The sequence below is a fragment of the Neolewinella litorea genome (assembly GCF_004803465.1).
Lineage (GTDB): Bacteria > Bacteroidota > Bacteroidia > Chitinophagales > Saprospiraceae > Neolewinella > Neolewinella litorea.
This window is the reverse complement of record NZ_SRSF01000013.1, coordinates 1-13,973: the sequence shown is the minus strand read 5'-3', so window position 1 is coordinate 13,973 and position 13,973 is coordinate 1. Positions and strand designations below refer to the sequence as shown.

The 13,973-nt window shown below is 56.8% G+C and carries 8 protein-coding genes and 1 CRISPR repeat array; of the genes, 2 read left to right on the top strand and 6 right to left on the bottom strand.

Translation table 11 applies throughout. The features are described 5' to 3' along the window. Nucleotides 1–31: 31 nt before the first annotated feature. Entirely contained in the window at nucleotides 32–2,908 is a 2,877-nt protein-coding gene (locus E4021_RS16675; protein ID WP_136460520.1) for a gliding motility-associated C-terminal domain-containing protein, read from the top strand. On the opposite strand, the gene uxuA is transcribed toward E4021_RS16675, so the two are convergent. Continuing rightward, nucleotides 2,892–4,034 (bottom strand): mannonate dehydratase, encoded by a 1,143-nt coding sequence (uxuA, locus tag E4021_RS16670; protein WP_136460519.1) that lies wholly within the window; start codon nucleotides 4,032–4,034, stop codon nucleotides 2,892–2,894. The genes E4021_RS16675 and uxuA overlap by 17 nt on opposite strands. Before the next feature lie 146 nt (nucleotides 4,035–4,180). Beyond that, entirely contained in the window at nucleotides 4,181–5,332 is a 1,152-nt protein-coding gene (locus tag E4021_RS16665) for a Gfo/Idh/MocA family protein (RefSeq protein ID WP_136460518.1), read from the bottom strand. Between the two features lie 250 nt (nucleotides 5,333–5,582). Between E4021_RS16665 and E4021_RS16660 the strand changes: the two genes are divergently transcribed. Continuing rightward, nucleotides 5,583–6,968, top strand: a complete 1,386-nt coding sequence (locus E4021_RS16660) for an amidohydrolase family protein (RefSeq protein ID WP_136460517.1) — start codon at nucleotides 5,583–5,585, stop codon at nucleotides 6,966–6,968. 159 nt (nucleotides 6,969–7,127) lie between these two features. Next, nucleotides 7,128–11,783: direct repeats of the CRISPR family, unit length 30 nt; unit sequence ATTTCAATCCCAACTTGATCCAATTACGAG. Between the two features lie 211 nt (nucleotides 11,784–11,994). Here the strand turns inward: E4021_RS16660 and cas2 are convergent. The 4 genes from cas2 to E4021_RS16640 all read right to left on the bottom strand — a co-directional run. Further along, nucleotides 11,995–12,255, bottom strand: a complete 261-nt coding sequence (cas2, locus tag E4021_RS16655) for a CRISPR-associated endonuclease Cas2 (RefSeq protein ID WP_136460516.1) — start codon at nucleotides 12,253–12,255, stop codon at nucleotides 11,995–11,997. Nucleotides 12,256–12,258: 3 nt separating this feature from the next. Further along, nucleotides 12,259–13,269 (bottom strand): type I-B CRISPR-associated endonuclease Cas1b, encoded by a 1,011-nt coding sequence (gene cas1b / locus E4021_RS16650; RefSeq protein WP_136460515.1) that lies wholly within the window; start codon nucleotides 13,267–13,269, stop codon nucleotides 12,259–12,261. Beyond that, on the bottom strand, nucleotides 13,266–13,691 hold the full coding sequence (locus tag E4021_RS16645; RefSeq protein WP_136460514.1) for a Dna2/Cas4 domain-containing protein: 426 nt from the start codon (nucleotides 13,689–13,691) through the stop codon (nucleotides 13,266–13,268). The genes cas1b and E4021_RS16645 overlap by 4 nt, the downstream gene beginning before the upstream one ends. 59 nt (nucleotides 13,692–13,750) lie before the next feature. Next, nucleotides 13,751–13,973: ATP-binding protein (locus E4021_RS16640; RefSeq protein ID WP_168797656.1), on the bottom strand; the 223-nt coding region annotated here is incomplete at its 5' end.

Sequence of the window (13,973 nt, the reverse complement as noted above, 5' to 3'; positions counted from 1 at the left end):
TTTATAACACTATTGAACTAAACACAACACTGTGACAACCGCCCAGTTTGTCCTCTTGATGAGGACCGGGGTGTTGCTGCTAACCTTCTTATTAGTTGGTCCTTCTTTATCCGCACAAGAAAACTGTTCTAACGGCATCGACGACGATGGCGACGGCCTGGTAGATTTAAACGATAAAGAAAACTGCAGTTGCGCTCTTTCATCCACTCTCACTTCCCTGCTTCCCAACCCTTCCCTGGAGGACTTTGACCCCGGTCAGTTCGGCTGCACCAGCCGTCAGCCCGGCGGCCGCCCCGATGCCGTCAACCAGGCCAACTGCCTTACCGGCTGGCGCCGCGCCTCACTCGGGACGACGGATTCCTGGAACGCCTTCACCTTCACCAATGCGGGCCCGTACTTCCCCTCTACCCTGCCCCTCCCCCTGCCCAGCGGCACGGGCGTAGCCGGATTCTGGGTGGGCGTGCGGGATACCCCCGATGCCTCGTTCGTAAACGGCGACGGCAGCATCACCCAACGCTACCGCGAATACCTGGCCGCCTGCCTCGTCGACGGCCAAGTGATGGAAACGGGACGCCCCTACCGGTTGACCTTTTCCCTCGGGTTCATGGAGCCCCAGCAAGCGGCCGAAGACGGTACCGTAGTTGACGTCCGCTCTCCCGAGACCGTCGAACTCAGCATCTACGGCGTGCGCGACTGCGAACAGCTCAACTTCGGAACCTTTTACGGCTGTCCGGAAGAATCGGGTGCCGAAGGCTACGAACTGATCGCCAACGTGACCGTCTCCGGCAAGGCCGGCAGCTGGACCGCCGAGCAGGTCGACTTCGTTGCCCAGGGCACCTACGCCGGATTCGCCATCGGTGGGTCGTGCGCCGCGGACAACGGCCGCCCCGACGGCGGCAATTACCGCAACTACTACTTCATTGACGATCTCATCCTGAATGAGCCCGCGGCCTTCGCCGAGCCCGTGGCCGGTCCGGTACAGGTCGACGGACTGACCGTCTGCGACGAAACCATCACCCTCACCGGCACGGCCTCCCCCGCCGCCAGCTACCAGTGGTACCGCAATGGCGTGGCCCTGCCCGGGGAAACTTCCCGCGTACTGCAGTTGTCCGGCGGTGCCGACGTCGATGGCAATTACGTGCTGCGGGTAACCACGGCAGCCGGCTGCGCGTTGACCGAACCCGTAGTGATCCAGCGCCCCGTCGCCTCGGACCTGTTCGCCGATACCATCGCCCTGTGCAGCAATCAGGACTCGATCGTGCTGGCGCCGCGCCGATTCACCGGTGCCACTTTCCGTTGGGCGGACGGCAGCGAGCGCCCCAAACGGGTAGTGACCGAACCCGGCACCTACCGCGTAACGGTAAGCGAAGCCTGCGTGGAGCACACGGAAACCATCGTCGTCAAGCAAGACCTGCCCTTCGACTACACCATCACCCAGTCGCCCGTCGAGCCCTGTGTGGGGGAAACCGTGACCATCACCGTCACCAGCAACGCCTACGAGCCGCGCTACTATTTCCGCAACAAGGAAACCGGGGAGCCTCTCACCGCCCGCGACGGAGAACTGCAGGTGGTAGCCGGTGAAGTCGAGGAAATCCTGGCCTTCCTCGGCAACGGATGCGGAATGGAAAACCACACCATCACCATCAACGCCGGCGAGCCCTTTGTCGAGCCCACGGTGGAGATCGAGGACATCACCTGCCGCACCGGTACGGGCACCATCCAGCTCAGCCTGCCCGACGCCGAAAGCGTGGAATTCGACTGGCGGGATGCCGACGGACAAGCCCTGGGCGACGGTACCGCCACCCTGACCGTCTCCCGGCCGGGTGCCTACTCGGTGACGCTGCTCGACGGCACGCACTGCCCCATCACGCGTACTTACACCGTAGGGGAATCGGAATCCTTCACCGCTGAACTCACGACCCAGGCCGCCACCTGTCAGCGCGGTGGCGACATCGCCGTCAATGCCGTCACCGGCACCGGCCCCTTCCGCTACCGCTGGTTTTACGAGGGCGCGCCCGAGCCGCTCAACGAGAACCTCTCGAGCCGCACCAACCTGCCCGCCGGACGCTATACCGTAGAGATCACGGACGCCAACGGCTGCACGCTGCGGAAAGAGGCGGTCGTGGCGGGCGCACCGCCCCTGGAGGCGACCTTTGCCACTTCCTTTGCCGACTGCACCGACCCGGAAAGCGGCGTGATCGAGGTTTCCGTCACCGGTGGCCAGGCCCCCTACCGCTACAAGCTGGTGGGCTTCCCCGAACAGGACGAGCCCCGCTTTGCCAACCTCCCCGGTGGCACCTACCGCCTGCTGGTCCGCGACGCGGCCGGCTGTACTTCCACCACCTCAGTAGTGAGCCTGGAAGCCCCACCCGTCATTGACCTGGGTGCCGACGTAATGATCAATCTGGGTGACTCCGTCGTCCTGAGTATCGAAACGGAGGGTACTGAACTGAAGCGGGAAAATCTCTCCTGGAACCCCGCGGGCAATCTCGACTGCCGGTACTGCCACGAAGGCTTCGCCACCCTCAGCGTAGCGCCCACGGTGACCACCGAATACCGCGTTACCTACACCACCGAGCAGCAGTGTACGGTGACCGACCGCGTACTGGTCCGCGTCGACCAGACGCCTAACGTGTACGCACCGACGGCCTTCAGCCCGAACAACGACAACGTCAACGATGAATTCCGCATCCACCTCGGAGCGGGCGTCGGGGAATTGACCGACCTGATGATCTTCGATCGCTGGGGAGAACTGATCTACCAGAGCGTGGACGGCTCCGAGGCCGCCTGGGACGGCACCTACCGCGGACAACTGCTCTCCTCCGGGGTGTTCGCCTACGTCGGGCACGTCCGCCTGAACAACGGAATGAAGGTGCCCGTGAAGGGGTCCGTTACCCTCGTCGACTAGCCAGCAACCCGTACCGCAGGCCCTCTAGTTCCGCCAGTCCGCGCATACGGCCATACAGGCTGTAGCCAGGATTGGTACGGCGCTTGCGGTCGTCGAAGATCGTGAACCCGTGATCCGGCCGGTAGGGTACGTCGGCTTTACTGCGCAAGAGTTCGCCCATCACGGCCGCCATGTCAACGTCGCCCTGCAGGTGACCGCTCTCTTCGAAACTGGCGTGCGGCTTTAGGGCTACGTTGCGCAGGTGCACGAAGTGGATACGGTCCAGGAATTTTTTGGCCATCGCGGGCAGGTCATTGTCTTCCCGCGAGCCCAGTGAGCCGGTGCACAGACAGATTCCGTTGGCTTTTTCGTCGACCATGTCGAGGACGTCCTGCAGGTCGTCCATGGTCGATACAATGCGCGGGAGGCCCACCACCGACCACGGCGGATCGTCGGGGTGGATGGTGAGCTTGATGCCCTCCTTCGTGGCCACGGGCACCACTTCCTCGAGGAAGCGCTGCAGGTTCTCCTTGAAGGTGGAGCGGGGAATGTGCAGGTAGGGCTCGATGGATTCCTTGAAGGAGGCCAGATCGAAGCTTTCCTCCGAGCCGGGCAGCCCTTTGAGCATATTGTCCATGACTTCCTGCCGGTCTTCCGGCTCCATGCTTTCGTAGTGGTCGGTGGCCAGCTCCACGAGCTCCGCCGGATAATCGTCCGCGGCGTGGGGCCGGGCCAGCATGAAGATGTCGAAGGCGATGAGGTCCAGACCGTACAATGCCACCGTCGTCCCCCCCGGCACCGGCACCGCCAGACGGGTGCGGGTCCAGTCCAGCACCGGCATAAAGTTGTAGCACACGGTGGTGATGCCCTCGGCCGAGAGGTTCTCCAGCGTGCGGCAGTAGTTGTCGATCAGGTCGGGGGCATTGTCCGCGTTCTGCTTGATGCCCTCGTGTACCGGTACGCTCTCCACCACCGACCAGGGCAGGCTGCCGAGTTCCCGCTTCCGCTGCCGGATCTCCTCGCGGCTCCAGACGGCGCCGTTCTCTACGTGGTGCAGGGCGGTGACCACGCCCCGGATGTCCAGGGCCGATACTTCTTCAATGCTGATGGGGTCTTTCGGGCCGTACCAGCGCCAGGTAGGATACATAGGAGGGTGGGTTTTCAGTTTGCGATCTACGAATGTAGGGTTTCCGGCGGACGTAGCGGCGGGCTTTCGGGCTTCGCTACCCCGAATAAGGCAATCGATTGCTTTTCGCTACCGCCTCACCCGATCACGGCCCTGACCCAACCCGGCTAGATCTTCACTTCCTTCCCCGTTTCGGCGCTCTCGATGATGGCGCGGATCACGCGAATGTCCTTTTGCGCGAGGGTGCCGGGGGCGATTAGTTCCGTCCCGTTCAGGATCGCGAGGGCGTCGTCGTCCATCTGGATCGACTGCTGATTGGGGACTGGAGGCCCGAGCACTTTACCGTCGCTAGTGCTTCCCTTCACGCCGGTATAGGGCTGCATGGGGTCCATCTCGTACCAGCCATTTTCCGCTTCGATGTGCAGTTCGTTGTAGTCTTCCACTACGCTGGTCTTGCCTTCGGCGGTCATCCCGTCCGGGTAGCGCAGGGTGTAGGTGGTGGTCAGGTCCACGCCGTTGGGCCGATCCTGCCGGCGTTGTCCGGCCTTCACCACCGCTACGGGTTGCAGTTGGGTACCGTAGGCCAGTCCGTTCACGGAGTACACGCCCATGTCGTAGAGGGCCCCGCCGCCCATGTCGCGCTGTCCGCGCCAGTAGTCGGCCGGGGGCGGACTGCCGGCGTAGCCCGCGTAGGCGTGGGCACCGGTGAGGGGGCCGTAGGCCTTTTCCTTCGTGAGTTCGATCAGCTTGCGGGTATTGGGCTCGTGCATCATGCGGTAGCCGATGGCCAGTTTTACGCCGTTGCGGTTGCAGGCGTCGATCATTTCCTGGCACTCCTCGGGGGTCATGGCCATGGGCTTTTCGCACCAGACGTGCTTGCCGGTATTGGCGGCCCGCACGGTGAAGTCGCGGTGGGTGGCCGTCGGGGTGATCACGTACACGACGTCGATCTCGTCGTTGTCGGCAATCTCGTCCATGGTGTCGTAGGTGTAGGAGTTCTCCTCCTTGATGTTGTACTTCCGCTGCCACTCGGGGAGCTTTTCGGGGCTGCCGGTGATGAGTCCGCGCAGTTCGCAGTGCTCGGTCAGTTGTAGGGCCGGGGCGATCTGTCCGCTGGCGTAGCCCCCCAGTCCGAGAATGGCAATGCCCAGTTTGCGGTCCTGATGCGGGCGGCGGGGCGCGGGTGCCGGGTCCTCCCCGGCGGAAGCCGGGCCGGAGGGGTTACAGCCGATCAGTCCGGGCAGGAACAGCAGTCCGCTTGCCGCGGCGGACTGGCGGAGAAATTGGCGGCGGGTGTTGGAGGATTTTTTCTTGGACATGCTGATCGTCTGGTGCTTGGTTGCTGGTTGAAGTGATTCCGGCCTGGCTTGTTCGGGAGCCATTGTGCGTACCTAAACTATACTTTTTCTCCGGAGTTGATGCGCGGCCGGCGGTCGGGCTTCGCAAGTGGGTAATTTTTCAACTATAATCCGGTAGGGTGCCCGCCGATGAAACCAAAGCAGAGCAGTATAGCAGCCGACACCGCTCCGGATTAAATACCTATTTTCCGGGAGAGGTAAACCAACGTCGATGAAAGTACTCTTTGCCCACCTGCTTTCTGCGCTTCTCCTGGCGCATTGCACCCGCGTCGCGCCGCCCGAAACCAGCGATGCTTCCAACGAGCTGGTTATTTATGACGTCAACGTGCTCACCATGCTGGACGACCGGGTGTTGCCCGACCGCGCCGTGGTGGTCGCCGACGGCCGCATCAGCCGGGTGGTGCCGATGGACCAGGTGGATACCGCCGACTTCGCGGAGGTCATCGACGGGAGGGGGCAGTACCTGCTGCCCGGACTGGCCGAAATGCACGCCCACATCCCCCACCCCGACGAGGCGGGCGACGACCGAATTGAAGAGACGCTGTTCCTCTACTTGGCCAATGGCATCACCACCGTCCGCGGCATGCTGGGGCACCCCGCCCACCTCGAACTGCGCCGCGCGGTGGCCGAGGGAAGCGTGCTGGGGCCGCGAATTTTCACCTCCGGCCCCTCCCTGAACGGCAATACCGTGCAGACCCCGGAGGAGGCCCGTACCAAAGTCCGCGCCCAGCAGGAAGCGGGCTACGACTTCCTGAAGATCCACCCCGGAATTCAGCGGGAGGTATTCGATACACTGGTGGCTACGGCCAATGCGGTGGGGATCGACTTTGCGGGACACGTGCCGGTCGACGTAGGCATCCGCCACGCCCTGTCGCTGCAATACGCCAGCATCGATCACGTCGACGGGTACCTGGAGGGACTGGTGCCGGAAAGCGCCGGGGTCAATCCCGCAGAGAACGGCTTCTTCGGCTACAATTTTGCTCCCCTGATCGATCTGGACCTGCTGCCGGAGTTGATCCGGCTGACGGAAGAGAACCGGGTGTGGGTAGTCACTACCGAAAGCCTTTTCACCCGCTGGGCCTCCCCCGAGCCGGCGGAGGTGTACCTGCGAGATCCCGAGATGAAGTACATGCCCGGCCGTACGCTGCTCAGCTGGCGGCAGAACAAAACCAACCTCATCACCGCCCCGGGCTACACCCGCGAACAGTGGGAACAAATGATGGCGACCCGCCGCGAGATCATCCGCCGGCTCAACGAAACGGGTTTGCTGTTGCTGGGTTCCGATGCACCCCAGGTCTTCAACGTCCCCGGATTTTCCATCCACCACGAGATCGATGCCCTGCAGGCCGCCGGCCTGTCCGCCTACGATATCCTCCGGATGGGTACCGTCCACCCGGCACAGTACTTCGACCGGGCCGGTGAATTTGGCACCGTCGAGCCCGGCGCCTCGGCCGACCTGATGCTGGTATCCGGAAATCCCCTAGAGGACATGGACCACCTGCAGCACCCCGCCGGCGTCATGATTCGCGGCCGCTGGCTGGACCAAGACTTTTTGGAGGCTGGATTGGAGGGGATTGCTGTGGGGGTGGGTGAGTGAAGGGGGTGTGGGTTTGGTGGGGGTTTATTCATGGAGACGTTGGACATTACCTGGCTACTAGGTTGAATTACTTTTGAGCTACATGTTTGTACTTATATTAAGTAGAGTTCAACGTTTCCTCCCCTTCTCAATTGTCGGTGTATGACTTGTTCGGTGCCGGTTTCAATCCCAACCTGATCCAATTACGAGCAGGAGGTTACCCACGGTGGTACCACCCGGCTTTATCTATTTCAATCCCAACCTGATCCAATTACGAGCATGAAATACCGCCTTATAATCTTTGTCTTTCGTGTATTTCAATCTTAACCTGATCCAATTACGAGCTACCCGCAGGGCTGCGGGGTGTTCCAGTAGATAGAATTTCAATCCCAACCTGATCCAATTACGAGAGTTTTTTCAGTTTGCGGTCGTACTCCTCTTCCGAAAATTTCAACCCCAACATGATCCAATTACGAGTGGGTTTTGTGGTTCCAAAACAGTCGGACTCAGGTAATTTCAATCCCAACTTGATCCAATTACGAGCCGGCAGCCTGGACCCCATCCCCGAAACGATTACCCCAATTTCAATCCCAACTTGATCCAATTACGAGGGGTTTTTTCGGCTTTTGGGGGCGGGCGGCACCGTCATTTCAATCCCAACTTGATCCAATTACGAGGCACGCTCACAATTCCGGCTGGCACACCTACTATAATTTCAATCCCAACTTGATCCAATTACGAGGCTGGCACCCGTTCGACCCGTACGATACCGGTTCCATATTTCAATCCCAACTTGATCCAATTACGAGCGGCAGCCTGGACCCCATTCCCGAAACGATTGCCCCAATTTCAATCCCAACTTGATCCAATTACGAGCCAGTAGAATCCGGCGACCCTTTGCAGTAGCCCACATTTCAATCCCAACTTGATCCAATTACGAGTTTGCGCATCGGGGTTATCGGACTGGGCAGTCACAGGGATTTCAATCCCAACTTGATCCAATTACGAGGCCGCGCGCCTACATTTTGCCGCCCGGTTCAGCCGATTTCAATCCCAACTTGATCCAATTACGAGCCAGCGTGCCCAGGTATTCGTCCGTAATGGTCTTTCATTTCAATCCCAACTTGATCCAATTACGAGGGGTGGAGCCGGGGTACATCCGTTGCACGTCGGCCTATTTCAATCCCAACTTGATCCAATTACGAGATCGCGGGAGCCATCATCGCAGAACAAGCCTACCCAATTTCAATCCCAACTTGATCCAATTACGAGACATATGGTGGTGCACAACACCGCCCACAGCACCTTATTTCAATCTTAACTTGATCCAATTACGAGAAGTTCCTAACGCTCCCCAACGTCGGAGTAACTACGATTTCAATCCCAACTTGATCCAATTACGAGAGGCGGCGGTGGCAATCGCTGCGGCGCGTTGGCGGAATTTCAATCCCAACTTGATCCAATTACGAGCGAAGTGGGGCATGGCTAGTGTTTTTTAAGTTCCTATTTCAATCCCAACTTGATCCAATTACGAGACAACTCCGAAAAGCTGACCGACGTGATGCGCTTCTATTTCAATCCCAACTTGATCCAATTACGAGACTTTCCCGGTTCGCATCAACTTCGACCGTGGCATATTTCAATCCCAACTTGATCCAATTACGAGGTTGGAGCGTCAGATCTGAATTTATGCCAGTGACGGATTTCAATCCCAACTTGATCCAATTACGAGGGGAGCGTAACACGGATGTACGACGAGCGGAAATTGATTTCAATCCCAACTTGATCCAATTACGAGAGCGGAGGGAAACGGTACAATCGTGGGTTCTCCCTATTTCAATCCCAACTTGATCCAATTACGAGAGGTTGCGGAACCGGATGGTGAAATCCACCTTGGTGTATTTCAATCCCAACTTGATCCAATTACGAGGTTGCCAAGCTCGCCTTGCGTGTCCAGTTCGAGCAAGATTTCAATCCCAACTTGATCCAATTACGAGCGACGGCAAAAAGCGTCGCTGGAACGCTCACCGCGATTTCAATCCCAACTTGATCCAATTACGAGATTCCGCGCTCCTGCAAATGGCCCACGTTGGTGCCAAATTTCAATCCCAACTTGATCCAATTACGAGACCGCCCCGCACGTTCATTAACCCACCCCGTCTCTCAATTTCAATCCCAACTTGATCCAATTACGAGCCATCCAAAACAGGAGGGACTTGAGTCCGTCGTCGGATTTCAATCCCAACTTGATCCAATTACGAGCTCACCCTCCTGGACGTGTCGGGGTGGAATACGGATTTCAATCCCAACTTGATCCAATTACGAGCCATGTTTGAGAACATACACAGTAGTATCGTCTCGCATTTCAATCCCAACTTGATCCAATTACGAGTGGCTTATTGAACAACTCGCTCTACCCCTCAAAATAAAATTTCAATCCCAACTTGATCCAATTACGAGTGGACTTGTCCCGCCTTGCTGACACGGCACAAGGATTTCAATCCCAACTTGATCCAATTACGAGAACCCCGGCCGCGTCAACGGCCGGGGTCCTTCCTTCTATTTCAATCCCAACTTGATCCAATTACGAGAATAGTGGGCTTGAAAATCGGTACCGCCATCAAAGTATTTCAATCCCAACTTGATCCAATTACGAGAGCGATAGCCCGAGTTGATTATAATAGGTTCACCCAATTTCAATCCCAACTTGATCCAATTACGAGTCCGAGGTTTTGCCCCATGTATTGGACGGCGATAGTTATTTCAATCCCAACTTGATCCAATTACGAGCGAAGGCCTTTCCGGGTGCATCTTCCGCGCAGAAATATTTCAATCCCAACTTGATCCAATTACGAGAGCCGGGGAGATCGGGCGAATCAAATTCGGAGTAAGATTTCAATCCCAACTTGATCCAATTACGAGTTTCATGGATAAGATTATCACCATCCCCTTCATCGGATTTCAATCCCAACTTGATCCAATTACGAGTGCGCGTCGGGGTTGTCAGACTGCGCGGTTACAGGGATTTCAATCCCAACTTGATCCAATTACGAGCAACCCGGACCGCGCGGGTGATCTTTTTGGCATCCGATTTCAATCCCAACTTGATCCAATTACGAGCGGCGACGCCAAAACGCTGGCCGGTCTTACCTACGGATTTCAATCCCAACTTGATCCAATTACGAGAAGGAAGTCGAGGAAATCGGACCGCATAGGACGTTATTTCAATCCCAACTTGATCCAATTACGAGCCAAGGAGGGACGAGGGAGCACCACGCGCTGGAGGTATTTCAATCCCAACTTGATCCAATTACGAGACAACCCGAACGGGCCTTGTGTCCACCTGATTTTACTATTTCAATCCCAACTTGATCCAATTACGAGCCGGTTGTTCAGCGTCAGGGAGCAGCCAGAACACTATTTCAATCCCAACTTGATCCAATTACGAGCCGAACCCGTTACGGTTGTGGCGGAATATTTCTTTCAATTTCAATCCCAACTTGATCCAATTACGAGCGGTCGACGTGCATTGCCCTACCTACGGTTATCAGCGATTTCAATCCCAACTTGATCCAATTACGAGCCTTGGGCGGCACAGCGGCGCGGGGCTAACGATCATATTTCAATCCCAACTTGATCCAATTACGAGTCGACATGGTGAAATCCAACGTTCGCCAGCAGTTGAATTTCAATCCCAACTTGATCCAATTACGAGGAAACCAAGCGCAGCGAGTGGCGAACCTTTGTCTTATTTCAATCCCAACTTGATCCAATTACGAGACCGGGTGGTGGCCCCCTGCGACGGGGTACAGGAAGATTTCAATCCCAACTTGATCCAATTACGAGCGCCGGACACCGGAGGCTGTCGGGCTTCGCGGAAGAATTTCAATCCCAACTTGATCCAATTACGAGAAAGAATTTCAGGATGGAGCGAGATATAGATCCCGAATTTCAATCCCAACTTGATCCAATTACGAGATCCCAAGGATATTGGGCCGACGGTGGCATATACAAATTTCAATCCCAACTTGATCCAATTACGAGGGATCTGCGGCTGGCTACCGATCACTGTACGGCCGGATTTCAATCCCAACTTGATCCAATTACGAGTCGAGCAGCCCGCGGTGGCGTGCCGCGCTGCGCTTGTATTTCAATCCCAACTTGATCCAATTACGAGGAAAGAGAAGGTGGTCACGTTGGCTGTGTTCCACGCATTTCAATCCCAACTTGATCCAATTACGAGACGACGGTAAGAAGTACCGAGCCATACAGCCCCATAATTTCAATCCCAACTTGATCCAATTACGAGACGCGCCGGCAGAACATAGGCCGCACCCGCTTTGGAATTTCAATCCCAACTTGATCCAATTACGAGGGTGCTCGACAAGTCCGGCACCAGCACCGATACCAATTTCAATCCCAACTTGATCCAATTACGAGAACAACCCCCCAGCCGGAGATCGGCAAATTCTACATATTTCAATCCCAACTTGATCCAATTACGAGCAGCGCGTCAATCGCGGCACACGCTTGGTCGTATTCGATTTCAATCCCAACTTGATCCAATTACGAGCGGCAGTTACGACCCGTTCCAAGAGTGGTGGAACGATTTCAATCCCAACTTGATCCAATTACGAGCCCTGCGCGATATCTCGACGCTGGCGGTACCGATATTTCAATCCCAACTTGATCCAATTACGAGACGAAAGGTTGGGCGATCATAGCAAATGGGAGATTTGCATTTCAATCCCAACTTGATCCAATTACGAGTGCAATTGGCCTCACGTCGCCAGCTGGCGTACAAGCATTTCAATCCCAACTTGATCCAATTACGAGCCATCCCCTTGTCCGGGCTATCTTAATTGTAAATCAAGCACTTAGCTTGAGATTCACCGCGAAGACAGCCTGAGTAAGCGTACCGACGCTCAAAAATACGAAAAATGCCGGGGAGCGACGGACGGCATAAAACCCTGATTGTCAAAGAACTTTGCAGCTTTCAAGCGGGGCCGGGGTGCTGCGGAACCCACCTACTGGTCCGACCGACGGATCAGAAGAAGTTATCCGTTGAATTGCGTTCGTGGCCGATGACGTCTTTTTGCAGCCAGCGGGGCTCGCGGCTGCTGAAGATAATGAGGCTGTCCTCGTCAACCATTAGTTTTTTAGCTTCAATTTTGAGTTCCTTCAGACGCACCGGGCTAATTTCCCCTTCAAAGACGCTGTTTTGTATCCAGGTCAAGTAACGGCGGCAGAGCTTGAGGAGTTTGCCCGTGCGCTCGGCGCGGACGTCGTAAACGGCGATTACGTACATGACTCAGTAGGCTTTGTAAGCTTTGTAGGCGGCGTCAATGCCAAGAATGAATTTCTGGATTTTGTAGGCTTCCAACCGGATCAGCCGTTTGTAGCTTACCGGTTTGCTTAGGCCCTTAACCTTGATGGTCTGGCCCAGGCGTTCGTCCCAGGCGCGGACATATAGCTTACGTCCGGTTTCCTTCAGAAAGCATCCGCCGCCGACGTACTCGAAGTGCTTGGTTTGCAGTTCGAGCTTATTGAGCATCCGGAAGATCAGCCGGTCTACCAAAACGGGTTTGAAAATTTCAGCGAGGTCCAGGGCCAGAGAATACCGGCGAAAGCCGGGTTCGTGTAGAAAACTGATGGTGGGGTTCAGCTGGGTGTGGTAGAGTTGGTCCAGGCAAGCGGCGTAGCACAGAGAGTTACCGAAACTAACTAGGGCATTGACCTCATTACCCGGCGGGCGGCGGCTACGGCCGCCCATCCGCCAACCATCGCGCAGGAAGGCATCCCAGGAGTCATAGTAGGTCTGGCGGCAGTTGCCCTCCACACCCATGAGCTCATCCACCGCGGTCACCCCTTCGATACCGGTGCGGTACTCCTCGATCAGATCGATCTGTGCCCGCGTGTCGTGGCCCCGGTTGGCGTAGTAACGCAGGTTACGCAGCAAGTTGTGGGCCGAGGCGGCGACGAACATCCGCGCCAGGTGCAGCCGCTTTTTCTTGGTCAGGTAGGCCCGCGTTTGCTCAATCTGCATTTTGCCCGCCAGTAAATAATCTTTGGGCTGAAACGAACCGGTGTAGTGCTCGTAGTAGTCGAAAAAGTGGACTGGGACGTGCTTCTTACCCAGGAAATTCATGGCCGCACTGTTTGCGTCCAAGCTACCAAAGACGTATAGGGATTCGACCGTTTCCACTGGTAGGTAGCGTGCCGCGCCACTGGCGTCACCGGCAGAATCAATTGGCGTCAGTTTTAGGGTGTCATCGCGTCGGCTCAGGCGGCCGGGGTTAAAGATATAGTAGCTGCGTTTCATCCGTTATCGTTGGCAACGTAACAAAATTCATAGTAGCTGCACTGCCGGCAGTAGCGGGCCCGAATGACCTCCGGGCAGGTGTCCAACCCAATGATCGCGGTGATCTTAGCTTCCCACGCGACGATTGTGGCAGCACTCTCGGCCGTCCATTCCACGGCCTCAGTATACCGTTCGCTGGGGTATTCGAGCAGACCGGTGGCTTCAATGCCTTCCCGGCGGAGCAGGTAGAGGTAGTACAGCACCTGCGCTCGGTGTGCATCCCGTTTGCGGCTCGATTTCTTGACTTCCCGCACAATCTTACTCTTTGGGTCGAAGTGATCGATCTTGCTGCCGGCAATCACGAGTTCGCGGTACCGCTGGGCTCTTTGCGGGTAGGCGGTTTGGCCTACTAGTTTACCGGCGTACTGCGTATTCCGATCTATCTGACCCCTCCATTCCGGTGCTTTGACCCCCCCTGTGGATAACTCGCGCCGTTAATGGATTATAAAGATAGGTGATCCGGTCGTTTGCGTAGGCTTTTGCCCTTGAGTTCGATCCGGTGAGCCTTTGGTATCAGGCGATCCAGGATGGCGTCTGCTACGGTCGGTTCGTCCAGATAAGCGTGCCATTTGGCTACGGGTAGCTGGGAGACGATCACCGTGGCGGCTCGTTCGTAGCGGTCTTCAAGGATCTGTAGCAGCAGGAGTTTTACCGGGTGGGTGATG

Coding starts and splice junctions, on each gene's coding strand:
- E4021_RS16665 (WP_136460518.1), bottom strand. CDS start 5,332: ATGTCCAAGAAAAAATCCTCCAACACCCGCCGCCAATTTCTCCGCCAG.
- uxuA (WP_136460519.1), bottom strand. CDS start 4,034: ATGTATCCTACCTGGCGCTGGTACGGCCCGAAAGACCCCATCAGCATT.
- cas2 (WP_136460516.1), bottom strand. CDS start 12,255: ATGTACGTAATCGCCGTTTACGACGTCCGCGCCGAGCGCACGGGCAAA.
- cas1b (WP_136460515.1), bottom strand. CDS start 13,269: ATGAAACGCAGCTACTATATCTTTAACCCCGGCCGCCTGAGCCGACGC.
- E4021_RS16660 (WP_136460517.1), top strand. CDS start 5,583: ATGAAAGTACTCTTTGCCCACCTGCTTTCTGCGCTTCTCCTGGCGCAT.